18 protein-coding genes and 6 pseudogenes are annotated in these 26,712 nt (G+C 63.8%); 16 read left to right on the top strand and 8 right to left on the bottom strand.

Annotated features, from left to right (window positions below; genetic code table 11):
- Nucleotides 1-12: 12 nt before the first annotated feature.
- From ACFXS9_RS18380 to ACFXS9_RS18395, 4 genes are all read right to left on the bottom strand, one after another.
- The gene (locus tag ACFXS9_RS18380; protein WP_392690886.1) at nucleotides 13-921 is read right to left on the bottom strand and encodes an AAA family ATPase; all 909 of its coding nucleotides are present in this window, start codon (nucleotides 919-921) and stop codon (nucleotides 13-15) included.
- Nucleotides 922-970: 49 nt separating this feature from the next.
- On the bottom strand, nucleotides 971-1,774 hold the full coding sequence (locus ACFXS9_RS18385) for an FAD binding domain-containing protein (protein WP_392690888.1): 804 nt from the start codon (nucleotides 1,772-1,774) through the stop codon (nucleotides 971-973).
- Between the two features lie 69 nt (nucleotides 1,775-1,843).
- Entirely contained in the window at nucleotides 1,844-2,323 is a 480-nt protein-coding gene (locus ACFXS9_RS18390) for a (2Fe-2S)-binding protein (protein ID WP_028349934.1), read from the bottom strand.
- A gap of 233 nt (nucleotides 2,324-2,556) precedes the next feature.
- On the bottom strand, nucleotides 2,557-3,003 hold the full coding sequence (locus ACFXS9_RS18395) for a carbon monoxide dehydrogenase subunit G (protein ID WP_334363563.1): 447 nt from the start codon (nucleotides 3,001-3,003) through the stop codon (nucleotides 2,557-2,559).
- 166 nt (nucleotides 3,004-3,169) lie between these two features.
- Between ACFXS9_RS18395 and ACFXS9_RS18400 the strand changes: the two are divergent.
- The 3 genes and pseudogenes from ACFXS9_RS18400 (at nucleotide 3,170) to ACFXS9_RS18410 (ending at nucleotide 5,830) form a co-directional block, all read left to right on the top strand.
- A pseudogene (locus ACFXS9_RS18400) lies at nucleotides 3,170-4,526 on the top strand (3-carboxy-cis,cis-muconate cycloisomerase).
- A 17-nt stretch (nucleotides 4,527-4,543) separates the two neighbouring features.
- Entirely contained in the window at nucleotides 4,544-5,326 is a 783-nt protein-coding gene (gene pcaD / locus ACFXS9_RS18405; RefSeq protein WP_392690890.1) for a 3-oxoadipate enol-lactonase, read from the top strand.
- A gap of 111 nt (nucleotides 5,327-5,437) precedes the next feature.
- Nucleotides 5,438-5,830: a carboxymuconolactone decarboxylase family protein gene (locus ACFXS9_RS18410; RefSeq protein ID WP_392690892.1), complete on the top strand. Its 393-nt coding sequence runs from the start codon at nucleotides 5,438-5,440 to the stop codon at nucleotides 5,828-5,830.
- Between the two features lie 202 nt (nucleotides 5,831-6,032).
- Here the strand turns inward: ACFXS9_RS18410 and ACFXS9_RS18415 are convergent, their stop codons facing one another.
- Nucleotides 6,033-6,194, bottom strand: coding sequence for a hypothetical protein (locus ACFXS9_RS18415; protein ID WP_171578229.1), 162 nt, complete (start codon nucleotides 6,192-6,194; stop codon nucleotides 6,033-6,035).
- A 277-nt stretch (nucleotides 6,195-6,471) separates the two neighbouring features.
- Between ACFXS9_RS18415 and ACFXS9_RS18420 the strand changes: the two genes are divergently transcribed.
- The 10 genes and pseudogenes from ACFXS9_RS18420 (at nucleotide 6,472) to ACFXS9_RS18465 (ending at nucleotide 21,626) form a co-directional block, all read left to right on the top strand.
- Complete coding sequence (locus ACFXS9_RS18420) at nucleotides 6,472-7,389, top strand: branched-chain amino acid ABC transporter permease (RefSeq protein ID WP_028349939.1); 918 nt, start codon at nucleotides 6,472-6,474, stop codon at nucleotides 7,387-7,389.
- Nucleotides 7,390-7,450: 61 nt separating this feature from the next.
- Nucleotides 7,451-8,718 (top strand): annotated as a pseudogene (gene livM, locus ACFXS9_RS18425) (high-affinity branched-chain amino acid ABC transporter permease LivM).
- Nucleotides 8,715-9,548, top strand: coding sequence for an ABC transporter ATP-binding protein (locus ACFXS9_RS18430; protein WP_392690895.1), 834 nt, complete (start codon nucleotides 8,715-8,717; stop codon nucleotides 9,546-9,548). Before livM ends, ACFXS9_RS18430 begins: the two are co-directional and overlap by 4 nt.
- Before the next feature lie 94 nt (nucleotides 9,549-9,642).
- Nucleotides 9,643-9,945: pseudogene (locus ACFXS9_RS18435) on the top strand (endonuclease domain-containing protein); the annotation flags it as partial.
- Between the two features lie 117 nt (nucleotides 9,946-10,062).
- On the top strand, nucleotides 10,063-10,797 hold the full coding sequence (locus ACFXS9_RS18440) for an ABC transporter ATP-binding protein (protein WP_028349942.1): 735 nt from the start codon (nucleotides 10,063-10,065) through the stop codon (nucleotides 10,795-10,797).
- A gap of 218 nt (nucleotides 10,798-11,015) precedes the next feature.
- Nucleotides 11,016-12,134, top strand: coding sequence for a branched-chain amino acid ABC transporter substrate-binding protein (locus tag ACFXS9_RS18445; RefSeq protein ID WP_392690897.1), 1,119 nt, complete (start codon nucleotides 11,016-11,018; stop codon nucleotides 12,132-12,134).
- Between the two features lie 268 nt (nucleotides 12,135-12,402).
- Nucleotides 12,403-18,685, top strand: a pseudogene (locus ACFXS9_RS18450) (HAMP domain-containing protein).
- Between the two features lie 16 nt (nucleotides 18,686-18,701).
- Nucleotides 18,702-20,195 carry an HWE histidine kinase domain-containing protein gene (locus ACFXS9_RS18455; protein WP_392699843.1) on the top strand — a complete coding sequence of 498 codons (1,494 nt, stop codon included), beginning with the start codon at nucleotides 18,702-18,704 and terminating at the stop codon, nucleotides 20,193-20,195.
- A 7-nt stretch (nucleotides 20,196-20,202) separates the two neighbouring features.
- Nucleotides 20,203-20,562, top strand: a pseudogene (locus ACFXS9_RS18460) (response regulator); the annotation flags it as partial.
- Nucleotides 20,563-20,631: 69 nt separating this feature from the next.
- A pseudogene (locus tag ACFXS9_RS18465) lies at nucleotides 20,632-21,626 on the top strand (P1 family peptidase).
- 12 nt (nucleotides 21,627-21,638) lie between these two features.
- Here ACFXS9_RS18465 and ACFXS9_RS18470 read toward each other — a convergent pair.
- Nucleotides 21,639-22,385 carry an EF-hand domain-containing protein gene (locus ACFXS9_RS18470; RefSeq protein ID WP_392690899.1) on the bottom strand — a complete coding sequence of 249 codons (747 nt, stop codon included), beginning with the start codon at nucleotides 22,383-22,385 and terminating at the stop codon, nucleotides 21,639-21,641.
- A 259-nt stretch (nucleotides 22,386-22,644) separates the two neighbouring features.
- Between ACFXS9_RS18470 and rpe the strand changes: the two genes are divergently transcribed.
- Both rpe and ACFXS9_RS18480 read left to right on the top strand, forming a co-directional pair.
- Nucleotides 22,645-23,346 (top strand): ribulose-phosphate 3-epimerase, encoded by a 702-nt coding sequence (rpe, locus tag ACFXS9_RS18475; RefSeq protein ID WP_065747949.1) that lies wholly within the window; start codon nucleotides 22,645-22,647, stop codon nucleotides 23,344-23,346.
- Nucleotides 23,347-23,523: 177 nt separating this feature from the next.
- Entirely contained in the window at nucleotides 23,524-23,907 is a 384-nt protein-coding gene (locus tag ACFXS9_RS18480) for a hypothetical protein (protein WP_392690901.1), read from the top strand.
- 109 nt (nucleotides 23,908-24,016) lie between these two features.
- Here the strand turns inward: ACFXS9_RS18480 and ACFXS9_RS18485 are convergent, their stop codons facing one another.
- Entirely contained in the window at nucleotides 24,017-24,757 is a 741-nt protein-coding gene (locus ACFXS9_RS18485; RefSeq protein WP_392690903.1) for a metallophosphoesterase family protein, read from the bottom strand.
- A gap of 337 nt (nucleotides 24,758-25,094) precedes the next feature.
- On the opposite strand from ACFXS9_RS18485, the gene ACFXS9_RS18490 reads away from it, so the two are divergent.
- A complete protein-coding gene (locus ACFXS9_RS18490) occupies nucleotides 25,095-25,349 on the top strand; it encodes a hypothetical protein (RefSeq protein ID WP_392690904.1) in 255 nt (84 codons plus the stop codon).
- 6 nt (nucleotides 25,350-25,355) lie between these two features.
- Here the strand turns inward: ACFXS9_RS18490 and ACFXS9_RS18495 are convergent, their stop codons facing one another.
- Nucleotides 25,356-26,567 (bottom strand): NAD(P)/FAD-dependent oxidoreductase, encoded by a 1,212-nt coding sequence (locus ACFXS9_RS18495; RefSeq protein WP_392690906.1) that lies wholly within the window; start codon nucleotides 26,565-26,567, stop codon nucleotides 25,356-25,358.
- Nucleotides 26,568-26,712: the final 145 nt, after the last annotated feature.

A 26,712-nucleotide genomic window follows, 5' to 3' on the forward strand; every position in this document is an offset into this window, starting at 1 on the left:
GACTGACGACAGCTATGTCTCGCTCGTCGCGTCCTTCAAAACCTTCTGCAGCGTGTCGCCCTGCATGCGCGCGATATCGTCCTGGTACTTCAACAGCGCGCCGAGCGTGTCGCCGACCAGTTGCGGCGTCAGCGAACGGGCGTCGAGCTCGGTCAGCGCAGTCGCCCAGTCGATGGTCTCGGCGACGCCCGGCGACTTGTAAAAATCCTGATCGCGCAGCGCCTGCACGAAGTGAACGACCTGCTGCGACAGCTTTGCGGAAATGCCCGGCACGCGCGACTTGACGATCGCAAGCTCGCGCTCGGCTTCGGGGTAATCCACCCAATGATAGAGACAGCGGCGCTTCAGCGCGTCGTGGATCTCTCGGGTGCGGTTCGAGGTGATGATGACAATCGGCGGATGCGGCGCCCTGATGGTGCCGAATTCGGGGATCGTGACCTGGAAGTCGCTGAGGATTTCCAGCAGATACGCCTCGAACGCCTCGTCGGCGCGGTCGAGTTCGTCGATCAGCAGCACCGGCGCGCCGGCAACGTCCGGCTCCAGCGCCTGCAGCAGCGGGCGCTTGATCAGAAAGCGCTCGGCAAAGATATCGGACGACAATTGCTCGCGGTCGGTATCGCCGGCGGCTTCAGCAAGCCGGATTGCGATCATCTGCGCTGCACTGCTCCACTCGTACACCGCGGAGGCGACGTCGAGGCCCTCGTAGCATTGCAGGCGGATCAGCTTTCGTCCGAGCGCGGCCGACAGAACCTTCGCGATTTCGGTCTTGCCGACGCCGGCTTCGCCTTCGAGAAACAAGGGCCGGCCCATGCGCAGCGACAGATAGGTGACCGTCGCCAGCGACCGCTCCGCGAGATAGCCGCGTGAAGTCAATAGCTCCAGCATCCCATCGACGGATTTGGGTAGCGTCGATGCACTCATGCGATGGCCAATCTTGATGCGCCGGAAATCGGCAAAATAACCGGCAAGCCTACTTCGCCGTCGCGGCTTCGACGGCGCGGCGCGTCAGCACGCCGATCAGATGCGCGCGATATTCAGCGCTGCCGTGCAGATCGCTGTTCAGCCCTTCCAGCGATGCCGAAATACCGTCGAGTACCTTGTGCGAAAAACGCTTCTTCAGCGCTTCCTCGAACTGGGTGGCGCGGAATACGCCATCAGAGCCGGCGCCGGTGACGGCAACGCGCACGTCCGACGGGCGCCTGGCGACGAACACGCCGACCAGCGCATAACGCGAGGCCTGGTTGCGAAATTTGACGTAAGCCGCCTTCTTCGGCAGCGGGAACATCACCTTGGTGATGATCTCGTCGCTTTCGAGCGCGGTCGTGAACAGGCCCTGGAAGAATTCCTCCGCCTTCAGCCGACGCTTGTTGGTGACGATGGTGGCGCCAAGCGCTAGAACGGCGGCGGGATAATCCGCCGTCGGGTCGTTGTTGGCGAGCGAGCCGCCGAGCGTGCCCTTATGGCGCACTGCGGGGTCGCCGATTCCGCCGGCGAGTTCGGCCAGCGCCGGAATGGCTTCGCCGACGATCGGCGACGTCGCGACATCGGCATGCTTGGCGGTCGCGCCGATCACCAGCGAACGGCCCTTCATCTCGATCGCATCGAGCCCTTCTATGTGCGACAGATCGACCAGATGCGGCGGGCTGGCAAGCCGCTGCTTCATGACCGGCACCAGCGTGTGGCCGCCGGCGATCACCTTGGCGTCTTCGTTCTTCACCAGGAGATTGGCGGCCTGCCGCACGGTCGCCGGCCGATGATATTTGAATTCGTACATGAGAACTTCCTGATCGCTACTCGCGATGAAATCGATTAGGCGAACTTGTCGATTGAGCGGGCATGTCGGTTAAGCGGATTTGGCCATTGCCTTGGCGCCGGCGGCGATCGAGGTCACGATATTCTGATAGCCGGTGCAGCGGCACAGATTGCCTTCGAGCTCCTCGCGGATGACATGGTCCGAAAGGTCGTGGCCCTTGCGGTTGACCAGATCGACCGCGGTCATGATCATGCCGGGCGTGCAAAAGCCGCACTGCAATCCGTGATGCTCACGAAAAGCTTCCTGCATCGGGTGTAGCGGCGCGCCGTCGGGCGCCAGGCCCTCGATGGTCTTGACCTCATGGCCGTCAGCCATCACCGCGAGCGTAGTGCAGGACTTGACCGCCTTGCCGTCGAGATGCACGACACAGGCGCCGCACTGCGACGTGTCGCAACCGACATGGGTGCCCGTCAGCCGGAGATTTTCCCGCAGAAACTGGACCAGAAGGGTACGGGGATCGACGTTGGCGTTTACGGGATTACCGTTCACGATCAGGGAAATCTTGGCCATCAACCACTCTCTTGGGCCGCACTGCCGGAGCGGGCAACGCAGACGTTTATAGTCATTCCAAAGCCCATAATATGGGCCATCCCGACAATGAGCAACCTCAGGAGCCCCAGCGAGCCCCTCTTCTGGGGCATGGCCTGAGTGACTTGACGGGGCTATCGGAGGGGCTCGCGGGATCGGACTCGCCAGAATCAGCCTCGTCAGAATCAGCCTTGTCAGAATCAGCCCTGTCAGGATCAGCCCTGCACGGCCTTGCCGAAATTGGCGAAGAATTCGTCGGCCAGCTTCTTGGCCGCGCCGTTGATCAGGCGCTGTCCGAGCTGGGCCAGCTTGCCGCCGATCTGCGCTTCGACGTTGTAGCTCAAGAGTGTGCCGCCATCCTTTTCGGTCAGCGCCACCGTGGCGCCGCCCTTGGCGAAACCGGCAACGCCGCCCTCGCCTTCGCCGGAGATCTTGTAGCCGTTGGGCGGGTCGAGATCGCTCAGCATGACCTTGCCCTTGAAGCGGGCCGAGACCGGGCCGACCTTCATCTTGGCAATGGCGCGGAAGCTGGTTTCATCAGTCTTTTCCAGCTCCTCGCAGCCGGGAATGCAGGCCTTCAGCACTTCCGGATCGTTCAGTTTGGCCCACACGGCCTCGCGCGACGCTGCAAGCTGGACTTCGCCGTTCATTGTCATGGCCATGGGGTGCCCTCCTGGATCGCGTCAACCTGATAGCCCCCAAGTAAAGCACGCGCGGGCCAAAAGGAAGTCCGCCGACGCAATGAGCGATGCATCTTCGCAACCGCAGCAGGCGCGAACCCGACAAGGGGCATTGGCATTGACTGGCCGGAATGGTTAGGTCGCGTCAATGAGCACGTCCCCTCTCCCCTTGCTTGCCCCGATGCTGTCGAGCGCGGCGATGCGCGCCGTCTGCGACGACATGGCAAGCCTGCAGAACATGCTGGATTTCGAGGCGGCGCTGGCGCGCGCCGAGGCCGCAGCCGGAGTGATTCCGGCAAGCGCGGCCGACCCGATTACCAGCGCGTGCCGTGCCGAATCATTTGACATCGCCGCATTGGCCGAGGCGGCGACCAAGGCTGGCAACCTCGCCATCCCCCTCGTCAAGGCGCTGACCGCAAATGTCGCCAAATCGGACGCGGCGGCCGCACGCTATGTGCACTGGGGCGCGACCAGCCAGGACGTCATCGACACCGCCGCCATGCTCGGTCTTCGTGCCGGCATCGATGCGCTGCTCGCCGACATCGATCGCGCGATCGCAGGCTTTGCCGGACTGGCGCGACGGCACCGCCGCACGCCGGTGGTCGCCCGCACCTGGCTGCAGCATGCGCTGCCGATGCCGTTCGGACTGAAGCTCGCCGAATATGCCGCTGCATTGCATCGCTCGAAGCTGCGCCTGCAGCGCGTGCGCAGCGAGGCGCTGGCCCTGCAATTCGGCGGCGCCGCCGGCACGCTCGCAGCCCTCGGAGACAAGGGATTAGCGGTCGCGGAAAAACTGGCCGAGGAACTGAAGCTGCCGTTGCCGGACGCGCCCTGGCACACCCACCGCGACCGCATCGCCGAAGCGGCTTCTGTATTGGCCATCATCGCCGGCACCTGCGGCAAGATCGCGCGCGATGTCTCCTTAATGATGCAGACAGATGTCGGCGAAGCGTTCGAGCCCTCGGGCGAAGGCCGCGGCGGCTCTTCCACAATGCCGCACAAGCGCAATCCGGTGGCGGCAGCGAGCGCGCTCGCGGCAGCCACTATGGCGCCCAACCTCGCAGCGACGATATTTGCCGCGCAAGTGCAGGATCACGAGCGCAGCGCCGGCCCCTGGCACGCGGAATGGCCGACGCTGCCGACGCTATTGCTCGTCACATCAGGTGCGCTGGCGGCCATTGTGGACATCGCGGAAGGGCTCGAAGTCGATGCCGCGCGCATGCGCGCCAATCTCGACGCGACCGACGGGCTGATCATGGCGGAAGCGGTGGCGATGGCATTGGCCGAAAAAGATCGGCAAGAGCGACGCGCATCATCTGGTCGAGGCTGCCAGCAGGAAGGCGGTCAAGGAGAAAAAGCATTTGCGCGACGTCCTGACGCAAGATCCCGAGATCACCGCGCAGCTCGGTGCCGACAAGATCAGCGAACTTTTCGAGCCGATGGCCTATCAGGGCGCCTCGCAGGCCCTGATCGACCGCCTGCTCGCCTCGCTTCACGACAAGTAAGAGACCGGAGACCTCCCATGCCGATGATCAACGCCGACGGTTGCCTGCTCAACGTATCCGTCGAAGGCCGCGACGGCGGACCGACGCTGATGCTGTCGAACTCGCTGGGCTCGACCATGCAGATGTGGGAGCCGCAGATGAAGGCGCTCACCCAGGTGTTCCGCGTCATCCGCTACGACCCGCGCGGCCATGGCAAGTCGAGCGTGCCGCCCGGGCCCTACTCGCTGGAACGATTCGGCCGCGACGTGCTGGCGATCCTCGACGATCTCAACATCGCGCGGACGCATTGGTGCGGCCTGTCGATGGGCGGCATGGTCGGGCAATGGCTGGGCGCCAACGCGCCCGACAGGTTCGGCAAGATCATCCTGTCCAATACCACCTGCTATTACCCGGACCCGACGCGCTGGCACGAACGCATCAAGGCGGTGAAGGAAGGCGGCATCGCCGCCGTGGCCGATACCGTGATTGCCGGCTGGCTGACGGCGGACTTTCGCGAGCGCGAGCCGCAGATCACCGCCAACATGAAGGCGATGATGCTGACCACGCCGGTCGAGGGCTACATCGCCTGCTGCGAGGCGCTGTCGACGCTCGACCAGCGCGAACTGCTGCCCAAGATCAAGAGCCCAACGCTGGTGATCGCCGGCCGCCACGACATGTCGACGACGGTCGCCGACGCCGAATTCATGCGCAGCCGGATTCCCGGCGCGAGCATGACCATCCTCGATGCCGCGCACATTTCGAACGTCGAGCAACCGGACGCCTTCACCGACGCGGTGATCGGTTTTCTGACGCAACGGTAGCTAACCAGAAACGTCATTGCGAGCGAAGCGAAGCAATCCATTTCACCGCTTGCGGAGACATGAATTGCTTCGTCGCTTCGCTCCTCGCAATGACGGAGAGAGAGGGTACCAATGGACGACAACCAACGCCGCGACGACGGCATGGCCCAGCGCCGCAAGGTGCTCGGCGATGAATGGGTCGACAAGTCGATCAAGAACCGCAACGCGTTCAATACCGATTTTCAGGACCTGATCACCCGCTATGCCTGGGGCGACATCTGGACCCGGCCGCATTTCGACCACCGCACCCGCCGCGTGCTCGTGATCGGCACCATGGTGGCGCTGGCACAGTGGGATGAATTCCGCCTGCATGTGCGCGCGGCGCTCACTGAGGGCGGCTTCACGCCCGACGACATCAAGGAAATCCTGCTGCAGCAGGCGATCTATTGCGGCGTGCCGGCAGCCAACCACGCCGTCAAGGAGGCGAACGCGATCATCGCCGAACTAGGTTTGCTGAAGACCTAGCTTGGCGCTATCCCGTGTCCCGGACGCGGCGCGGCACGAAGTGACGCGACGCAGAGCCGGGACCCAGGCTGCATCTGGGTCCCGGCTCTGCGGCGCACCGCCAAGGGACGCTGCGCCGCGTCCGGGACATGAAGTTGGCAACGCACAAAAAGAAAAGCCCCACCTTTTCGGCGGGGCCTTTTCTGTCCTGGCATGTGCCCTTCTACTCTGGCATCTGCCGTGGATCCTGACTGGGTTTCTGGCCCTGACGGCCCGGATCCTGCTGCTGCTGGCCCGGCTTCTGACCGCCGCCCTGCTGCTGCTGTCCAGGCTTCTGGCCCGGGTTCTGGTTCTGCTGACCCGGGTTCTGGTTCATCTTGCTCATTGAGGGATCTCCGTTGGTTGCGACGTAGCCCGAACTAACGGAGAGCCGCGGCGTCGGTTGCAGCGGAACAGCGGTTCCGGTGGGATCATCGGAGGGCAATGCCGTGTCCGGAGTGTGGCGCCGGAACCGCCTGCGCAAAAACTAGCTCTGTACAAGCCAAATAAGCCGCAGCCGGCGCTGTTGCCGCCCCCAGTTCCCACTGTTAGAAAATGCCACGACGCGTCGTCATGGGCTGCCGGGAGCTCTCGCCGCGTCCTCATACAAACAACGGCAGCGCATGGATTATTTCGCCCAGCAACTGATCAACGGCCTCGTGCTCGGCTCGATCTACGGCCTGATCGCCATCGGCTACACCATGGTCTACGGCATCGTCGGCATGATCAATTTCGCCCATGGCGATATTTTCATGATCGGCGGCTTCATCGCCCTGATCACCTTCCTGATCCTGGTTTCCTTCGGGCTTACCGCCATCCCGCTCATCCTCCTGGTCGTGCTGCTGGTATCGATGGCGATCACCGCGCTCTACGGCTGGACGGTCGAGCGCATCGCCTACCGGCCGCTGCGGCACTCGTTCCGCCTGGCGCCGATGCTCTCCGCCATCGGTATGTCATTCGTGCTGACCAATTATTCGCAGGTCGCGCAGGGCGCACGCGTCAAACCGGTGCCGCCGATCATTACCGGCGGCTATACCCTGCATGAGGGTTCTGAAGGCTTTGTGGTACAGCTTTCCAACATTCAGATCATCGTCGTCGTCACCACGATCGTGCTGCTCGCGCTGTTCACCTGGCTGGTATCGAGCACCCGGCTCGGCCGCGACATGCGCGCCTGCGAACAGGACCAGACCATGGCCTCCCTGCTCGGCGTCGATGTCGACCGCACCATTTCCATGACGTTCGTGATTGGTGCTGCGCTCGCTGCGGTGGCCGGCATGATGTACCTGCTCTATTACGGGCTGGTCGATTTTTTCATGGGCTTCGTCGCCGGCATCAAGGCGTTCACCGCGGCCGTGCTCGGCGGCATCGGCTCGCTGCCCGGGGCGATGCTCGGTGGTCTCCTGATCGGCCTGATCGAGACGCTGTGGTCGGCCTATTTCTCGGTTGAGTACAAGGACGTCGCCGCGTTCTCGATCCTGATCGTGGTCCTGATCTTCCTTCCGACCGGCCTGCTCGGCCGGCCTGAAGTCGAAAAAGTCTGATGGGCCGCAGCGTGAGCGCACCCCCGCCGCCCAAACCTCGCGCACCCCTGGCGCCGCCTTCATCCTCAAGAAAGCGCTGATCAGCGCGTTCGTGGCGCTGGTGCTGTTTTCGCTGATGATCGGCGTGCGCACCGAGGCCGGCCCGCAGGGGCAATTGGTCTACTGGACGCGCTTCGACGACCTCGCCGTCATGGTCGCAGCTGTATTCGGCGGCAGCATCCTCGTCGAGCTGCTGCGGCGATGGTGGGGACCGGTCGACACCGTCAGGGTGGTGCCACCTTCGGTGCAAAGCGCGCTGTCGCTCGCCGGACGGCTGGTCGCGCCGGTGCTGCTGGTGTTCACGTTCCTGGTGCCGGTCCTCTTCTACGACGAGCGCTATATTCTCGACCTCGCCATCCTCGTGCTGACTTACGTCATGCTCGGCTGGGGACTGAACGTGGTGGTCGGCCTCGCCGGCCTGCTCGACCTCGGCTATGTCGCGTTCTACGCGGTGGGCGCCTATTCCTATGCGCTGCTCGCCACCAATTTCGGGCTGTCGTTCTGGATCTGCCTGCCGCTCGCCGGCATCCTCGCGGCGTTCTGGGGCGTGCTGCTCGGCTTTCCCGTGCTGCGGCTGCGCGGCGACTACCTCGCGATCGTTACGCTGGCCTTCGGCGAGATCATCCGCCTCGTCCTGATCAACTGGCAGACCCTGACCGGCGGGCCGAACGGCGTCACCGGCATTCCCCGACCGACCCTGTTCGGCATTCCGCTGACGCCGGCCGATGACGGGCTGGCGGCCCTGCTCGGCATCGAATTCTCGCCGACGCACCGCATCGTATTTCTGTTCTACATTATCCTGGCGCTGGCGCTGCTCACCAACTGGGTCACGATCCGCCTGCGCCGCCTGCCCCTCGGCCGCGCCTGGGAAGCGTTGCGCGAAGACGAAGTCGCCTGCCGCGCGCTCGGCATCAACACCACCACGACCAAGCTGACGGCATTTGCAACGGGCGCGTTGTTCGGCGGTCTTGCCGGCGCGTTCTTTGCGACGCGACAAGGCTTCATCAGCCCGGAATCCTTCACCTTCCATGAATCGGCACTGGTGCTGGCGATCGTGGTGCTGGGGGGATGGGCTCGCAACTTGGCGTCGCGCTGGCGGCGCTCGCCATGATCGGCGGCTTCGAGCTGTTTCGCGGGTTCGACCAATACCGCATGCTGGTGTTTGGCATGGCGATGGTGCTGTTGATGATCTGGCGGCCGCGTGGCCTGGTCGGCCACCGCGCGCCGACCGTGTTCCTCAAGCGCAGCCAGGCGATCTCGTCCGACCTCGTCAAGGAGGGACACGGATGAGCGGCGATCCGATTCTCTCCGTTGATCGCCTGTCGATGCGCTTCGGCGGCATCGTCGCCGTCAACGACCTCTCCTTAGACGCCGAGCGGCGCAAGATCACTGCGCTGATCGGCCCCAACGGCGCCGGCAAGACCACGGTGTTCAACTGCATCACCGGCTTCTACAAGCCGACCTCGGGCGCCATCGGCCTCACCCATGATGATGGTCGCGCCATCCGGCTCGAGCGGCTGAACGATTTCCGGATTGCCAAACTGGCTAAGGTCGCGCGCACCTTTCAGAACATCCGCCTGTTTCCCGGCATGACCGCGCTGGAAAACCTGATGGTCGCACAGCACAACGCGCTGATGCGCGCCTCCGGGCTGACGTTCCTTGGCCTGATCGGCGCGCCGTCGTGGCGCCACGCCGAACAGGCCGCGATCGATCTGGCGCGGACCTGGCTCGACCGCATCGGTCTTCTGGATCGTGCCGATGATGCCGCCGGCAACCTGCCCTATGGCGATCAGCGGCGCCTGGAGATCGCGCGCGCAATGTGCACCCAGCCCGCCCTGCTCTGCCTCGACGAGCCGGCTGCGGGATTGAATGCGCGCGAAAGCGCTGCATTGAGCGAATTGCTGCTCTCGATCCGCGCCGACCAGGGCACCTCGATCCTTTTGATCGAGCACGACATGAGCGTGGTGATGCAAATCTCCGACCACGTCGTGGTGATGGACCACGGCGTCAAGATCGCCGAAGGCACGCCGCGCGAGGTCCGCGACGATCCCAAGGTGATCGCAGCCTATCTCGGCGCCGACGAGGAGGAAGCCATCGCGGTGATGGAGAGCGGGACGTGAGCGAGCCGCGCGACAAGTCCCCCACCTCCCCTGGAAGGGGGAGGTCGACCGCGAAGCGGGCGGGTGGGGGTCACGCTTTTCCCGCACGAAAGCTATGACCGCTAGGGCGCGATCTCTCCGCGCAAACATGACCGATGCAGAATTGCGGCTGTGGCGTGCGCTGCGCCGTGACCAACTGAATGGCCTTTCATTCAGAAAGCAGCATCCGATCGGGCCGTACACAGTCGACTTCTATTGCTCCCGTCTTCGGCTCGCTGTCGAAGTGGACGGCGGACAACACGCAGAACAGCGTAAGCAAGCCGACGATCGTCGAACACAATGGCTTGCCGAGAAAGGCGTTACCGTCGTTCGCTACTGGAACAACGATGTCCTTGCGAACCTGGAGGGCGTGCTTAGCGATCTCCTGGCGCACACCGAGAGGCTTGCGCAAGCGGCTGCAACCCCCACCCCAACCCTCCCCTTTCAGGGGAGGGGGAACCGACAAGCTCGCGCCGGGCGAAGAAGAGAGCGAGTCATGACTCACCCCCTGCTCGCGATCCGCTCGCTACGGGCGGCTTACGGCAAGATCGAGGCGCTGAAGGGCGTCGACCTCGACATCAATGCCGGCGAGATCGTCGCGCTGATCGGCGCCAACGGCGCCGGCAAGTCGACGCTGATGATGACGATCTTCGGCCGGCCCCGCGCCCGCGCCGGCCGCATCGAGTTCGACGGCCGGGATATCACCGGCGTGCCGACGCATGAGATTGCGCGGCTGCGGATTGCCCAGTCGCCCGAGGGCCGCCGGATTTTCCCGCGCATGAGCGTGGCGGAAAACCTGCAGATGGGCGCGGATGCAACCGACTCAAGCGAGGCCGACCGGGCGAGCGGCCTGGAACGCGTCTTCGCGCTGTTCCCGCGGCTCAAGGAACGCATGACCCAGCGCGGCGGCACGTTGTCCGGCGGCGAGCAGCAGATGCTGGCGATCGGCCGGGCCCTGATGAGCCGGCCGCGCCTGTTGATGCTGGACGAGCCGTCGCTGGGGCTGGCGCCCCTGATCGCGCGGCAGATTTTCGATGCGATCCGGACCCTGAACCGGCAGGACGGCTTGACCGTGCTGATCGTCGAGCAGAACGCCAACCACGCGTTGAAACTGGCCCATCGCGGCTATGTCATGGTGAACGGTCTGATCACGCTCTCCGGAACCGGCAGCGAATTGCTGCAGCGCCCGGAAATCCGCGCCGCCTATCTGGAGGGCGGCCGGCGGGAGTAGCAGAGTGGGCTATCTCCCGGGTCGTCCCCGCGAGCGCGGGGACCCATACGCCTTTCGCAGGGACGACAGCGATGCTGCGGCAAGATGCTGCGAACGGACCGTGGATTTGCCTGAAAATTGCCGATGACTTCGCCGTAAAATCAGCCGACAATAGGCGTGATTTTGGTACCCGGCCTGCCGGGTGCTTCCTGAAATCGACTGACCTGCGAGGACACCTCATGAAATCACTGAAACTTATCGGCCTGGCATTGGGCGCATCGCTGGCGCTATCGACAACGGCGCTGGCGCAGGACATCTCCATCGCAGTGGCGGGCCCGATGACGGGCGGCGAATCCGCATTCGGCCGGCAGATGAAGAACGGTGCCGAACAATTCGTGGCCGACATCAACGCTGCCGGCGGCGTGCTCGGCAAGAAGCTGGCGCTGCAGGTCGGCGACGATGCCTGCGACCCGAAGCAGGCGCGCTCGATCGCAGAAAAATTCGCCAGCGCGAAAATCCCGTTCGTTGCCGGCCACTTCTGCTCGTCGTCGTCGATCCCGGCGTCGGAAGCCTACGCCGACGGCAACGTGCTGCAGATCACACCGGCCTCGACCAACCCGCTGTTCACCGAGCGCAAGCTCTGGAACGTGGCGCGCGTCTGCGGCCGCGACGACCAGCAGGGCCTGGTTGCCGCCGACTACATCGTCAAGAACTACAAGGGCAAGAACGTCGCCATCCTCAACGACAAGACGACTTACGGCAAAGGCCTCGCCGACGAAACCAAGAAGGCGCTCAACAAGGCCGGCGTCACCGAGAAGATGTTCGAGTCCTACAACAAGGGCGACAAGGACTTTAACGCGATCGTGTCGCGCCTGAAGCGCGACAGTATCGATCTGGTCTTCGTCGGCGGTTACCATCAGGAATCCGGCCTCATTCTGCGCCAGATGCGCGACCAGGGTCTCAAGACGGTGTTGATGGCGGGCGATGCCTTGAACGACAAGGAGTTCGCCTCGATCGCCGGTCCGGCCGCCGAAGGCACGCTGTTCACCTTCGGTCCCGATCCCCGCAACAAGGCAACCGCCAAGGCGATCGTCGAGAAGTTCAAAGGCAAGAACATCGATCCCGAAGGCTACACCCTCTACACCTACGCGGCGATGCAGGTGTGGTCGCAGGCGGTGGCGAAGGCGAAGACCACCGAACCGAAGAAGGTCATGGAGACCATCAAGGCCGGCGAATGGGATACCGTGCTCGGCAAGCTGGGCTTCGATGCCAAGGGCGACATCAAGGTGATCGACTACGTCGTTTACAAGTGGGACGCCAAGGGCAACTACGCCGAGATCAATCCGAAGGGCTCCTGATCCCTTCGACAATCAGCGCCGATCACAACATCAAACGCCCCGGCCTACCGGGGCGTTTTTATTTTCGGTTCCAAATAATTTTTAACCGGCCGGAACAATTGGGTTCCCACGGCATTGTGGAGAGTTGGGGCTGAGTTCCATGTCATTGATTTCACGACCTTAACCGTTATTCCAACTTGATCTGCCGCGGGGCAGCGGGTCTATTCGTGAAATTGCATCTCAGCCAATGAGATTTTGAGATTTTGCGCGAACTGGCCGAGGAGACACCATGAGTGATCTTTCCCCTGGAGCATCTCCCTCCGCTCGCCGGGTCGCCAAACCCAAACCACCTCCCACCAACGGCACGTCCGATCCGATGCAGGATCTTTTGCACGCGTTGCAGGCAATGCGCGCCGGCGATTTCTCGGTACGCATGACCGGCGATCATCTCGGCATCGAGGGCAAGATTGCCGACACCTTCAACGAAATCGTCGCCTCCAACCAGCGAATGGCGCAGCAACTGGAGCACGTCGGCCAGGTCGTCGGCCGCGAAGGCAAGACGCGCCAGCGCGTCAAGTTCGACCTCACGAGCGGCTCGTGGGCGGACATGGAAGGCTCCGTCAACACGCTGATCGACGACCTGCTGTGGCCGACCCGCGAAGTCACGCGCGCGGTCGCCGCGGTGGCACAGGGCGATCTGCTGCAGACCGTGCAACTCAACGTCGACGGCCGCCCGCTGGGCGGCGAGTTTCTGCAGTCTGCCACCATCGTCAACACGATGATCAAGCAGCTCGGCGTGTTCACCTCGGAAGTGACGCGCGTGGCGCGCGAAGTCGGCACCGAGGGCAAGCTCGGTGGCCAGGCCCAGGTGCCTGAAGTGACCGGCGTCTGGAAAGACCTGACCGAGAGCGTCAACTCGATGGCCAACAACCTCACCGGCCAGGTCCGCAACATTGCCGAAGTGACCATTGCGGTCGCCAATGGCGACCTGTCGAAGAAGATCACGGTCGACGTCCGCGGCGAGATCCTGCAGCTCAAGGAAGCCATCAACACGATGGTCGATCAGCTCCGCTCCTTCGCTTCCGAAGTGACGCGCGTGGCCCGCGAAGTCGGCACCGACGGCAAGCTCGGCGGCCAGGCGATCGTTCCCGGCGTCGCCGGTACCTGGAAGGATCTGACCGACTCCGTCAACGCGATGTGCGGCAACCTCACCGCCCAGGTCCGCAACATCGCCAACGTCACTACCGCTGTCGCCCGTGGCGACCTCTCGCGCAAGATCACGGTCGACGTCCGCGGCGAAATCCTCGAGTTGAAGGATACCATCAACACGATGGTCGACCAGCTCAACTCGTTCGCATCAGAAGTGACGCGCGTGGCGCGCGAGGTCGGCACCGAAGGCAAGCTCGGCGGTCAGGCCCAGGTGCCTGGTGTGGCCGGCACCTGGAAGGACCTCACCGACAACGTCAACTTCATGGCTTCCAACCTGACGGCGCAGGTTCGCAACATCGCCGATGTCGCGACCGCCATTGCCGGCGGCGACCTCTCCAAGAAGATCACGGTGAACGTCTCGGGCGAAATCCTTCAGTTGAAGGAAACGCTCAACACCATGGTCGACCAGCTCAATGCCTTTGCCGGCGAAGTGACGCGCGTGGCGCGCGAAGTCGGCACCGAGGGACGGCTCGGCGGTCAGGCCAACGTGCTCGGCGTCGCCGGCACCTGGAAGGACCTCACCGAGAGCGTCAACTCGATGGCCTCCAACCTGACGGCGCAGGTCCGCAACATCGCCGAGGTGACAACCGCGGTCGCCAATGGCGACCTGTCGAAAAAGATCACGGTGGACGTCCGCGGCGAAATTCTGGAGTTGAAGGACACCATCAATACCATGGTGGACCAGCTCAACGCGTTTGCCGGCGAAGTGACGCGCGTCGCCCGCGAAGTCGGCACCGAAGGCAAGCTCGGCGGCCAGGCGCTGGTGCGCGGCGTCGCCGGCACGTGGAAAGATCTCACCGACAGCGTCAATTCGATGGCCAGCAATCTCACCGGCCAGGTCCGCAACATCGCCGAGGTCGCGACCGCGGTGGCCAAGGGCGACCTGTCGAAGAAGATCACGGTGAACGTCTCGGGCGAAATCCTTCAGTTGAAGGAAACGCTCAACACGATGGTCGACCAGCTCAACGCCTTTGCATCAGAAGTGACGCGCGTCGCGCGCGAGGTCGGCACCGACGGCAAGCTCGGCGGCCAGGCCCAGGTGACCGGCGTCGCCGGTACCTGGAAGGACCTGACCGACTCCGTGAACTCGATGGCCGGCAACCTCACCGCGCAGGTGCGCAACATCGCGGAGGTGGCGACCGCGATTGCCGGCGGCGACCTCTCGCGAAAAATCACGGTCGACGTGCGCGGCGAGATCCTGCAGCTCAAGGAAACGCTGAACACGATGGTCGACCAGCTCAACCGCTTTGCCGGCGAAGTGACCCGCGTGGCGCGCGAGGTCGGCACCGAGGGGCGGCTCGGCGGCCAGGCCAACGTGCCCGGCGTCGCCGGCACCTGGAAAGACCTCACCGACAACGTCAACTCGATGGCCGGCAACCTGACCGGCCAGGTCCGCAACATCGCCGAAGTGACCACGGCGGTGGCGAAGGGCGACCTGTCGAAGAAGATCACGGTCGACGTCAAGGGCGAGATTCTCGAACTGAAAAACACCGTCAACACGATGGTGGACCAGCTCAACGCCTTCGCCTCGGAAGTGACGCGCGTGGCGCGCGAGGTCGGTACCGAAGGCAAGCTCGGCGGCCAGGCCCAGGTGCCCGAAGTCGCCGGCACCTGGAAGGACCTGACCGACAACGTCAACTTCATGGCCTCGAACCTGACGGCACAGGTCCGCAACATCGCCGAGGTCGCGACCGCGATCGCCGGCGGCGACCTCTCCAAGAAGATCACGGTGGACGTCCGCGGCGAGATCCTGCTGCTGAAGGACACCCTCAATACAATGGTCGAGCAGCTACGCTCCTTCGCCGCCGAAGTGACGCGCGTGGCGCGCGAGGTCGGCACCGAGGGCCGGCTCGGCGGCCAGGCCGTGGTGCCCGGCGTCGGCGGCACCTGGAAGGATCTGACCGACAACGTCAACCTGCTGGCGGCCAACCTCACCACGCAGGTGCGCAACATCGCGGAAGTCACGACCGCCGTGGCGCGCGGCGACCTGTCGCGCAAGATCACCGTGGACGTGAAGGGTGAAATCCTCGAACTGAAGAACACCATCAACACGATGGTCGACCAGCTCAACGCCTTTGCCGGCGAAGTGACGCGCGTGGCGCGCGAGGTCGGCACCGAGGGCAAGCTCGGCGGTCAGGCGCAGGTCCCGGGAGTCGCCGGCACCTGGAAGGATCTCACCGACACCGTCAACTTCATGGCGGCCAATTTGACCGAACAGGTCCGCGGCATCGTCAAGGTGGTGACGGCGGTCGCCAACGGCGACCTGAAGCAGAACCTGACGGTGAAATCGAAGGGCGAAGTCGCAGCTCTTGCCGACACCATCAACAACATGACCGAGACGCTCGCGACCTTTGCCGATCAGGTCACCAGCGTGGCGCGCGAAGTCGGCGTCGAGGGGCGCCTCGGCGGCCAGGCCAACGTGCCCGGCGCGGCCGGCACCTGGAAGGACCTCACCGGCAACGTCAACCTGCTCGCCGCCAACCTGACCTCGCAGGTGCGCGCGATCGCCGAAGTGGCGACCGCCGTGACCAAGGGCGACCTGACCCGCTCGATCCAGGTCGACGCCCGCGGCGAAGTGGCCGAACTCAAAGACAACATCAACACGATGATCGGCAACCTGCGGCTCACCACCCAGGTGAACACCGAACAGGACTGGCTGAAGACAAACCTCGCAAGATTCACCAACATGTTGCAGGGCCAACGCGAACTGTCCACCGTCGGCCGGCTGCTGCTGACCGAACTGGCGCCGCTCGTCAACGCGCATATGGGCGCGATCTACCAGGTGGAGAATGGCGAGACGCCGCAATTGCGCCTGCTCTCCCCTATGCCGGCGATGGCGCCAATCCGCATCCGCAGCTCGTGCAGTTCGGCGAAGGTTTGATCGGCCAGTGCGCCATGGACAAGAGGCAGCGGCTGGTATCGGATATCCCCAGCGATACCGCTCCGATCAATTCGGCGCTGTTGCGCGTGATCCCGAAGAATATCGTCGTGCTTCCGGTGCTGTTCGAGAACCAGGTGAAGGCCGTGATCGAGCTTTCCTCGATCGGCCCGTTCACTACGTCGCAGATGACCTTCCTCGAACAATTGACCGACAGCATCGGCATCGTGCTCAACTCGATCGAGGCCACGATGCAGACCGAGGGCCTGTTGAAGCAATCCCAGCAGCTCGCCGGTGAACTGCAGACGCAGCAGAAGGAATTGCAGCAGACCAACGAGCAGCTCGAACAGAAGGCCCAGCAGCTCGCCGAACGCAACGTCGAGGTGGAACGAAAGAACCAGGAAATCGAACAAGCACGGCGCGCGCTTGAGGAAAAGGCAACGGAACTTGCGCTGACATCGAAGTACAAGTCCGAATTCCTCGCCAACATGTCGCACGAGCTGCGCACGCCGCTCAACAGCATCCTGATCCTCGGTCAGCAGCTCACCGAAAACCCCGACGGCAATCTGTCGCCGAAGCAGGTCGAGTTCGCCCGCACCATCCACGGCGCCGGCACCGATCTTCTCAACCTGATCAGCGACATCCTCGACCTGTCGAAGATCGATCCGGCACGGTGACGGTCGATGCGGAGGAAATCCTGACGTCGAGCCTGCTGGAGACCGTCGGCCGCCCGTTCAAGCACGAGGCCGAAAACCGCCACCTCTCGTTCAACATCAATGTCGACGAGACCCTTCCCCGCAGCTTGGTCACCGACTCCAAGCGGCTGCAGCAGGTGCTGAAGAACCTGCTGTCGAACGCGTTCAAGTTCACCGCGGAGGGCGGCGTGAAGTTGAACGTATCGGCCGCCGTTGGCGGCTGGAGCGCCGAGCACCCGATCCTCAATCACGCACCCGCCGTCGTCGCCTTCGAGGTGACCGACACCGGCATCGGTATTCCCCTGGAAAAGCAGAAGCTGATCTTCGAGGCGTTCCAGCAGGCAGACGCCGGCACCAGCCGCAAATACGGCGGTACCGGCCTCGGCCTTGCCATCAGCCGCGAACTCGCGAGCCTGCTCGGCGGCGAAATTCATCTTCGCAGCGCGCCCGGCAAGGGCAGCACTTTCGTGCTTTACCTGCCGTTGCATTATTCCGGCCCCACCGTTGCGCCGCGCTCCCCTGCCTCGTCGGCATTCACACCCGCGCCTGCGCTGCAGGCGACACAGGAGCGCGCCGTCGAGCAATTGCCGGACGACCGCCTCGATCTCGCGCCGGGAGACAACATCCTCCTGATCGTCGAGGACGATCCGCATTATGCGCGGGTGCTGATCGATCTGGCCCGCGACAAGGGCTTCAAGGTGCTGGTCGCGAGCCGCGGCGCCGAAGCGCTCGAGCTCGCCAAGCAGTTCCAGCCGACAGCGGTTTCGCTCGATGTGTTCCTGCCTGACATGCTGGGCTGGACCGTGCTGAGCCAACTCAAGCATAGTCCGCTGACGCGGCACATTCCGGTGCAGATCATCACGCTCGACGAAGACCGCCAGCATGCGCTGGCGCGCGGCGCGTTTTCCTTCGTCAACAAGCCGACGACGACCGAGGGCGTCAGCGCGGCGCTGTCGCAGATCAAGGAATACGCCAAGCCCCGCCGCAAGCGCCTGCTGATCGTGGAGGACAATGCCGCCGAGCAGATGAGCATCACCGAATTGCTTGGCCATGACGACATCGAGATCCTCACCGCCGACACTGGCGCCGATGCCTTGTCGACGTTGCGGAACCAGCCCTGCGACTGCGTCGTGCTCGATCTGCGATTGCCTGACATGAGCGGCTTCGAGGTGCTCGACCGGCTTCGCAACGACGAAACTCTATCGAACGTGCCGGTCGTGGTGTTCACGGGGCGGGAACTGTCGGCCGAGGAGGATGCGGAACTTCACACCATGGCGAGGAGCATCGTGGTGAAAGGCGTCGAATCGCCGGAACGCCTGCTCGACGAAACGTCGCTGTTTTTGCACCGTGTGATCACGGAATTGCCGGTCGAGAAGCAGAGAATGCTCGAAAAGCTCAATAGCTCCGATGAGGATCTTGTTGGCAAGACCGCGCTTCTGGTTGACGACGACGCCCGCAACATTTTCGCACTATCAAGCGTTCTCGAACGGCGCGGGATGAAGGTGCTGACCGCGACGACGGGCCATGAGGCCATCGCTCTGGTCGAATCAAATCCAAATATCGCAATCGTGCTGATGGATATCATGATGCCGCAGATGGACGGATATCAGACCATCGGTGTCATCCGCGAAAATCCGTCCTTCAGCCGCCTGCCGATCATTGCGCTGACCGCCAAGGCGATGAAGGGCGACCGCGAGAAATGCCTCGAAGCCGGCGCTTCGGACTATCTCGCCAAACCCGTCAATACCGAGCAGTTGCTGCTCGCCATCCGAATGTGGTTGCACCGCTGACCGGCGTAAGCAAATGATGGATCAAGAGAAGGTAAACATTCTTCTGGTTGACGATCAGCCGGCGAAGCTGCTCGCCTATGAGGTCATCCTGAAAGAACTCGGCGAGAACCTGGTCAAGGCCTCGTCCGGGCGCGAAGCGCTCGAATTCCTGCTCAAGAACGATGTTGCCATCATACTGGTCGACGTCTGCATGCCGGAGCTCGACGGGTTCGAGCTCGCGGCCATGATCCGCGAACATCCCCGCTTCCAGAAGACGGCGATGATCTTCATCTCCGCGATCCAGGTCAGCGACATCGACCGGCTGCGCGGCTATGAGATGGGCGCGGTCGACTACGTTCCGGTGCCTGTGGTGCCCGAAGTGTTGCGCGCCAAGATCAAGGTGTTCGCGGAGCTCTATCGCAAAACGCGCCAGCTCGAACGGCTCAACGTCGAACTCGAGGACCGGGTTCGCGCGCGCACCGCCGAACTCGAGGAATCGCACGCCAGGCTTCTGGAAAGCGAGCAGCGCCGCAGTCTGGCGATCGCGGCCGGAAAGATGGGCTCCTGGGACTGGGACTGGGTCAATGGCGACTTTATGTGGGACGAAGGCCAGTATCAGATCCTCGGTGTCGATCCCGGCAAGTTCGAACTGACGCCGGCCAATATCCAGGCGCTGCTTCACCCTGACGACGTTCATGAATTGCACGAGGCGTGGGCCAGCTTCGCCCGGGGCGCGAAATCATACGAAGCGGAATTCCGCATCATCCGGCCGAATGGCGAGGTGCGCTGGTGCGCGGGAACGGCGGCGGCAAGCACCGACAAGGGCGGCCGCGTCATCCGCGTCAGCGGCGTCACCGTCGACATCACCGAACGCAAGCAGGCCGAGGAGCGGCAAAGCCTGCTGGCGCGGGAGGTCGACCACCGCGCCAAGAACGCGCTGGCACTTGCGCAGTCCATCGTCCGATTGACGCGCGGCGACAATGTAAAGAGCTACGTCCGTTCCGTCGAAGGACGGATCAATGCGCTTGCGCGCGTGCACACCGTGCTCTCGCTCTCGAGCTGGCAGGGCGCCGAAATACGCAAACTGATCGATGAGGAGCTGGCGCCCTACTCCACCGGCGACCAGATCGACTTGTCCGGCCCGGAGATCCATCTCGAGCCCGCGACGGCTCAGACGGTTGCGCTGGCACTGCACGAGCTCGTCACCAATTCGGCGAAGTACGGCGCGCTGTCTGCGCTGTCGGGCCGGCTGTCGGTGTGTTGGGAAGATCAGGCGGGCGTTCTCAAGATCATATGGTCGGAGACTGGCGGGCCACATGTCGAGAAGCCGGTGTCGCGAGGGTTCGGAACCAGAAGCGTCATCGCCAGCATCGAGTCGCAGCTTGGTGGCCGCGCGGAATTCGACTGGCGCCCGGAAGGCCTCGTTTGCCGCCTGTCGGTGCCGTTGTCGCAACGGCAGTTTGGCGCCGATCCGGTTTCGCTGATCGAGGCTGCTCTCGATGGCAATGGTCTGCGACGCGCCGAGCGGTAAGACTGCTAAAGCGCTCGTCGTCGAGGACGATGCACTGGTGCGGCGCTATGTGATCACCCAGACCGAGAGCCTGGGCTACACCACCCTGGAGGCAGCCAACGCTTCCGATGCGTTGCGCATCATCGACGATGTCCCGAACGTCGATCTGCTGTTTACCGACGTAATCATGCCCGGCATCATGAACGGCCGCCAGCTCGTCGACGAAGCGCTGAAGCGCCGGCCTGCCCTCAAGACGCTCTACACCTCGGGATATACCGAAAACGCCATCGTCCATCACGGCCGCCTGGATTCCGGCGTGCTGCTATTGGCAAAGCGCTATCGCAAATCCGAGCTTGCCCGGATGATCCGGCTGGCGCTTGCCAGTTGAAGCAAGCCCGGCGGCTGATATATCCGTGGATGGCACGCCAAAACTGATGCAGCCCTACGGACCGCCGCTTTGAAAAACCTGCTGACCGATATTTCCGGCGTTCGCGTCGGCCACGCCCATGACGCTAGCGTCGCCTCCGGCGTCACCGCGATCCTGTTCGACTCGCCCGCGGTGGCCTCGATCGACGTGCGCGGCGGCGGCCCCGGTACCCGCGAGGAAGCGCTGCTCAGCCCTGAGAGCACCGTCGAGGCAATCGACGGCATCGCGCTTGCCGGCGGCTCAGCGCTCGGACTGGATGCCGCCGGCGGCGTGCAGGCCTGGCTTGCCGAACAGGGCCGCGGCTTTCGCATCCGTGACGCGATCATCCCGATCGTTCCGGGCGCGATCTGCTTCGATCTGCTCAACGGCGGCAACAAGGCATGGGGACGCTTTCCTCCCTATCGCGATCTCGGCTACGCCGCGGCCAATGCGGCGGCTGCCGATTTCGCGCTCGGCAGCGTCGGCGCCGGTCTCGGCGCGACCACAGCCAATTTCAAGGGCGGCCTCGGCTCCGCTTCGGCACAGACCGACGGCGGCGTGACCGTCGGCGCGCTCGCGGTGGTCAATGCGGTGGGCAGCGTAACGGTCGGCGACGGCCCGTGGTTTTGGGCGGCGCCGTTCGAGCAGGATAACGAGTTTGGCGGACGAGGACTGCCGCCCTCGTTCACGCCCGATATGCTGAGAGCCCGCCTCAAGGGCGCGCCGTTAGCTGCTCCATCGCAGAACACCACGCTGGTGGTCGTCGTCACCGATGCGGTGCTGACCAAACCGCAGGCCAGGCGGCTCGCGATGATCGCGCAAACCGGCATGGCGCGCGCCATCTATCCGTGCATGCGCCGCTGGACGGCGACGTGGTGTTTGCCGCCGCGACCGGCAAGAAACCGATCGATCCACTGTTCGGCCTCACCGAACTCGGCATGGTGGCCGCCAATACGGTCGCGCGTGCAATCGCACGCGGCGTCCATGCTGCGACCGCGCTACCGTTTCCGGGTGCGCTCCCGTCGTGGAGCGATCGTTTCGGTTAGAGCATGGTCCGCTCAGGCGCTGACCGAGAGCGACGCGGTTGCGCTCGATGAGATCGCCTTGGCTTCGCGCTGAATCATCTGCTCGATGAAATTGTAGGACGATGTCGCTGATGCGGACGAGCTTCCGGAGGCCGGCGACGTCATCGTCACTTTCGAGCCGTCCGCATAGGTCAGCGACGTCGTTACCGAACCGTCGCTGTTGGTGACGGTCGTGGTGGTGGCGCCCTGCCGTGCCTGTGAGACTGGATCGGAGCCTGATCCGTCGCCACCGCTCGCCTCATCGCGATCGCGATGATGGCCCTTGTCGGGCCGGAGCGCCGATGCCAGCTCCTTGATGCTGACCGAGCCGTCGCCGTCCTGATCGAGTTTTCCGAACACGCTGTCGGCCTGCCCAATGTTGGTGCCGCCCGCGCCAAGCGCCTCTTCGAATTCCGTCTTGCTGATCTTGCCGTCACCGTCGCCGTCGATCTGCCCGAACAGGTCCCTCAGCGCGGCGTGGCGGGTCTTTAAGGCCGTCCCCGATCCTCCCGAGGACTGGCTTTGCGCGTCAAGCAGCGCGCTCATGGTTTCCGGCGATATCGACGAAAAGCCGTTGCCCGAGCCGGACCCTGGAGCGATTGATGCCGGCGTAGTCGGGGACGACTGGCCGAAGCTTGCGAAGTTCTGGCTGAGGCCGGTGGTCGGCGCAGACGATTTGGACGACGTCAGCGCCTTGAGGACATCGATGGCCGATGACGCGGCGCCCAGAGCAAAGAACATGGCGGAACTCCAACAATGCCGCGCGCAAAGCGGCCCACAGCTCGTGTTCCGTCTTCCTCAGCAAGCACCGTGCCATGAAGAAAACCCAATAAAACCGGGCTTTTCCGTATCCCGTCCGATCGGCAAACCCGGCAATAGCTGCCCGCCGCGGCAGATTTTTCCGCCCACAGGAGACGGCGGCGCCGCGCATTGCCCCCGGCCCGCCTGCATGTTACGCGGGGCCGTTCCGCCCTTTCGCAAGCCTTTCGGGAAAGCGCACATGTCCCAGCAATTTGCGTCGCGTCCCCTGGTCATCGCACCGTCGATCCTGGCGGCGGATTTCGCCAAGCTCGGCGAGGAAGTCCGCGCTGTGGACGCGGCGGGCGCCGACTGGATCCATCTCGACGTGATGGACGGACATTTCGTGCCGAACATTTCCTACGGCCCCGACGTCATCAAGGCGATGCGCCCGCATACCAAGAAGATCTTTGACGCGCATCTGATGATCTCACCCTGTGACCCCTACCTCGAGGCGTTTGCAAAGGCCGGCTGCGATCACATCACCGTCCATGCCGAGGCCGGCCCGCACCTGCATCGCTCGCTGCAGGCGATCCGCGCACTCGGCAAGAAGGCCGGCGTCTCGCTCAACCCGGGCACGCCGGCGAGTGCGATCGAATATGTCATCGACCTGATCGATCTGGTGCTTGTGATGTCGGTCAATCCCGGCTTCGGCGGCCAGGCCTTCATCAAATCCGCGCTCGGCAAGGTCAGCGATGTCAGGGCGATGGCCGCGGGACGTCCGATCGACATCGAGGTCGATGGCGGCGTCGGTCCTGACGTCGCCGGCCAGTTGGCCGCCGCCGGCGCCAATGCGCTGGTCGCGGGCTCAGCGGTGTTCAAGGGCGGCACGGTGGACAGCTACAAGGCCAACATTTCCGCAATCCGCAATGCCGCGGCGCTGGCGCGCGGCGAAGCGGTCTAGCCACCTCAATGTCGTCGAAATACTAAACGATCGGGAATTGGTAAGCGCCGGCAGGAAAGCCACACCGGGCGCGCAGCGAGCCATGGAACCCGAAAGTCCACGCTCCGGCCACAAAGCTTGACGCATCTCGCCATAAACGCGGACCAGCATCCCGCCTTCCACGGACGGGACAGAAATATGATCAAGGCCTTCACCACAGCCGCAATGCTCCTGGTACTCGCGCCCTCTGCCGCGCTCGCGCAGCGCGCGGGCGACGCGGCCCTCGGCGCCGTGGCCGGCGCCGTCGTGCTGGGCCCGGTCGGGGCTGTCGCCGGCGCCTTCGTCGGCTATACGGCCGGGCCTTCGATATCGCGCTCATGGGGACTGGAAGGCTCGCGCTCGTCGCGGCACCGCAGACAGGCTTCAAGGGATAGCGTGCGAGGCGCCAGGGCGGAAGCGGTAGGCCCCGCATCCAATTCCGCCGGTCAGGCCGAACGGAGCGGCCGCGTCACCAGCTATCCCGCGCCGAACCCGCCGCGCGCCGCCAAAACAGCGCTGCCGCCCGTCCAGACTCTCGAGTGAGCGCACGCGCCACCTGTTAAATGCTATCCGCCGGCGCCACTGCCGATCGCGGCGGCCTTGAAGCCGTCGAGTTGGGCGCCGGGCGCGATTGCGGGCTTCGCCATCGCCGTCATCTCCCGACCAGCAGGCGATCGGCCAGCCAGTGCGGCAGCCCGTTGGCGCGGATGCGGTCGGCTGCCGCTTCGACGTCGTACGGCACGCGGCAATAGGTGATTTCGCGCGATGACGTATCGAGCATCGCAAACGCCGCCGCCGGATCACCGTCGCGCGGCTGCCCGACCGAGCCGAGAACGGCGAGCCAGCGCCGGCCGCCGAGCAATTGCACCGGCACATCGGATGTTGGAACGAAGCTTGTCATCTTCGCCGCCGATGACATCGAATAGAGCGCTGGCCGGTGGATGTGTCCGCAGAAGGTGACATGGGCTTCGGCCGCCTCGATGCTGCGCGCGGCGTCCATACTGCTGCGTACATAATGCCATCGTGCCGGATGCGATGCCTCGGCATGTACGTAGAGGCGATCGTCTTCCTGCCGCGTCAGCGGCAACTCGGCGAGAAAACGCCGTTGCGGCGCGCTGAGCCTGCCGCGGGTCCACTCGATCGCGGCCTGGGCCTCGGCGTTCATGGTCTCCGACGGGGTGCTGATCGCCTGATCGTGGTTGCCGATCACGGCGATGGCGCCGTCATCGACCAGGCCCATCACGGTATCGACCGCCCATTCCGGATCGGCGCCATAGCCGACGACATCGCCGAGACAGACAATCCGTTCCGCGCCGCGGGCGCGCGCGAAATCAAGGCACGCGCTGAACGCCTGCCGGTTGGCATGGATATCGGCAAAAATGGCCAGCCGCACGCATCTCCTCCCGATCCATCATCGCGCCCGTGCCTGCGCGTGCCTTGAGGGATATATCAAACAACGAGCCGCTTGCGCAGTTCGATTGCTGATTTGGGGCGCCTCAACTTACGCTCCGGAAAAGGTTCACGGCGCCGAAATAGGTTTGCTGCTGTTCTCAGTCATCGTTGCTGCGGTCCATGTGCTGACGCTTAGAAGAGCCGCGCGAGCAAGCTAGGCCACCGCTCAATTCTAGCCCGCGATGCCCATGGCGGGATGGGTCAGCCTCTCCTGACGCCTTTCGGTTGGAACAGACTTGGCTTAAGCTGGTTCATCTGCTGGATTGGAGAATGCACAGATGAAGCCCTTCTTGATGGCGTTCGCAGTAGCACTTGTAAGCAGCACCGTCGCGCTTGCTGACACCCCAGTGACACCGGCAGAGGCCGAGAAGATCAAGGCTGCTTTGGAAGTCTTTGGCTGCACGGGCGGCAAGATGGAAAAGGAGACCGAGGCCAGCGGCTACTTTGAAGTCGATGACGCCAAATGCAAGGACGGTCAGTACGACATCAAGCTCGACAAGGACTTCAAGTTGATCGCGATGACCCGCGACTGAGCATGCTCAAGCCCTGCCCTGAGCGGCCGTCATCGCATTGACGTTTTCCGGCGCGAAGAACTCAGCGGGTGATATTGTTCCGGCATTCATCCGCGCGAACGTATCCATGGCTCTCTGATTGCCGTGAATCGCGCCAAGGAGGTGCTGCATATCCGGTGGCGGTGGTTCCAGCGTCGCCAGCATGCAGGTGAATTCATACATTGCCGCCACCCGTGAATCGCGCGCGCGATGGTAATCTCTCATCGCCGCGTCGAACGGCTGCGCTCCCGAGAAGGCCCTGTCGAGCGCGACCGCGCAGAGCTCGGCGTCATGGAAGGCGTCCATGATTCCTTGTCCGGTGATGAAGTCCCGGTTGTAGCCCGCGTCGCCGACGAGCACCCAGCCGGGGCCGTAGGGCTTGCGAAAGTAGTTCGGCACCGCCGCACCGGCGAAGCGCGCTTCGCGCTTGGCTTCGTGCAGGCGGTCGGCGAACGCCGGCGCCAACGCGATGGTCTTCAGGTAATTCCCTTCGATGTCCTTCTTGCAATCGTCGAACCTTGCGTATGGCCAACCGGCGATCACCATCGTCAGCCCGTCATGGGTTGGAGCGGCGGCAAATCCGGTCCCGTCACGGATAAATTGCTCAAACTTGCCGAACATCGGCAGTCCGCTCCAGTAGGTGTAATACGCGACGAGCAGAATCGGTTTCTCGTCATAGTGCTCTGGCCGCACCGCTTCGGCCACGAACGAGTGTCTGCCGTCGGCGCCGACGACGATTTCTGCGCGCTCGGTGATAGGGCCGCCATGCTTCGAGCGGCCCTTGATGCCGACTGCCCGTCCGTCCTCGATCAAGATTTCATCCACGGCGAAGCCTTCGCGGACTTCCGCGCCGGATTGAGCCGCAGCATCGACGAGCAGCTTGTCGAGTATCGTGCGGCGTGGACAGTACGCAACCGGCGCTTCACTCGTGCCTGGCGCGCCCACAATCGTGAAAGGACCAAAGTCGAAAGCATAGCTGTCGATCGGCGGGCACCCGGTCACAGTCAGACGATCGAGAAGGCCCCAACTGGACAGGGCATTTACGCCAAGGGGATGCAAGATGTGCGTAGAGACCGTGTCGCTCGGAAACGTTGCGCGGTCGACCACGAGAACCCGATATCCTTTCCGGGCCAGCAGCATTGCGGTCGGCGATCCCGCGCAGCGGGCGCCAACTACGATTGCGTCAAATGCCTTGGTCATCGCGGCTCTCTCCTGTGCTGACAAATCAGACGCGGGCTCGGCGCATCGCGGATCCGCGGCGTACATGGCTGGTGCTAGAGAGAAACGGGAGCCGGCGCTTCGGGAGAACGCCCCAATCGGGCCCTTGCAAACGTATGGGTGATCT

The sequence above is a fragment of the Bradyrhizobium sp. RDI18 genome, from assembly GCF_043203335.1.
In the GTDB taxonomy this organism is placed as follows: domain Bacteria; phylum Pseudomonadota; class Alphaproteobacteria; order Rhizobiales; family Xanthobacteraceae; genus Bradyrhizobium; species Bradyrhizobium retamae.

Bases quoted from the DNA above. Each gene is read 5' to 3' on its own strand.
- ACFXS9_RS18380 (WP_392690886.1), bottom strand. From the start codon at position 921: ATGAGTGCATCGACGCTACCCAAATCCGTCGATGGGATGCTGGAGCTA.
- ACFXS9_RS18385 (WP_392690888.1), bottom strand. From the start codon at position 1,774: ATGTACGAATTCAAATATCATCGGCCGGCGACCGTGCGGCAGGCCGCC.
- ACFXS9_RS18390 (WP_028349934.1), bottom strand. From the start codon at position 2,323: ATGGCCAAGATTTCCCTGATCGTGAACGGTAATCCCGTAAACGCCAAC.
- ACFXS9_RS18395 (WP_334363563.1), bottom strand. From the start codon at position 3,003: ATGGCCATGACAATGAACGGCGAAGTCCAGCTTGCAGCGTCGCGCGAG.
- pcaD (WP_392690890.1), top strand. From the start codon at position 4,544: ATGCCGATGATCAACGCCGACGGTTGCCTGCTCAACGTATCCGTCGAA.
- ACFXS9_RS18410 (WP_392690892.1), top strand. From the start codon at position 5,438: ATGGACGACAACCAACGCCGCGACGACGGCATGGCCCAGCGCCGCAAG.
- ACFXS9_RS18415 (WP_171578229.1), bottom strand. From the start codon at position 6,194: ATGAGCAAGATGAACCAGAACCCGGGTCAGCAGAACCAGAACCCGGGC.
- ACFXS9_RS18420 (WP_028349939.1), top strand. From the start codon at position 6,472: ATGGATTATTTCGCCCAGCAACTGATCAACGGCCTCGTGCTCGGCTCG.
- ACFXS9_RS18430 (WP_392690895.1), top strand. From the start codon at position 8,715: ATGAGCGGCGATCCGATTCTCTCCGTTGATCGCCTGTCGATGCGCTTC.
- ACFXS9_RS18440 (WP_028349942.1), top strand. From the start codon at position 10,063: ATGACTCACCCCCTGCTCGCGATCCGCTCGCTACGGGCGGCTTACGGC.
- ACFXS9_RS18445 (WP_392690897.1), top strand. From the start codon at position 11,016: ATGAAATCACTGAAACTTATCGGCCTGGCATTGGGCGCATCGCTGGCG.
- ACFXS9_RS18455 (WP_392699843.1), top strand. From the start codon at position 18,702: ATGGATCAAGAGAAGGTAAACATTCTTCTGGTTGACGATCAGCCGGCG.
- ACFXS9_RS18470 (WP_392690899.1), bottom strand. From the start codon at position 22,385: ATGTTCTTTGCTCTGGGCGCCGCGTCATCGGCCATCGATGTCCTCAAG.
- rpe (WP_065747949.1), top strand. From the start codon at position 22,645: ATGTCCCAGCAATTTGCGTCGCGTCCCCTGGTCATCGCACCGTCGATC.
- ACFXS9_RS18480 (WP_392690901.1), top strand. From the start codon at position 23,524: ATGATCAAGGCCTTCACCACAGCCGCAATGCTCCTGGTACTCGCGCCC.
- ACFXS9_RS18490 (WP_392690904.1), top strand. From the start codon at position 25,095: ATGAAGCCCTTCTTGATGGCGTTCGCAGTAGCACTTGTAAGCAGCACC.
- ACFXS9_RS18495 (WP_392690906.1), bottom strand. From the start codon at position 26,567: ATGACCAAGGCATTTGACGCAATCGTAGTTGGCGCCCGCTGCGCGGGA.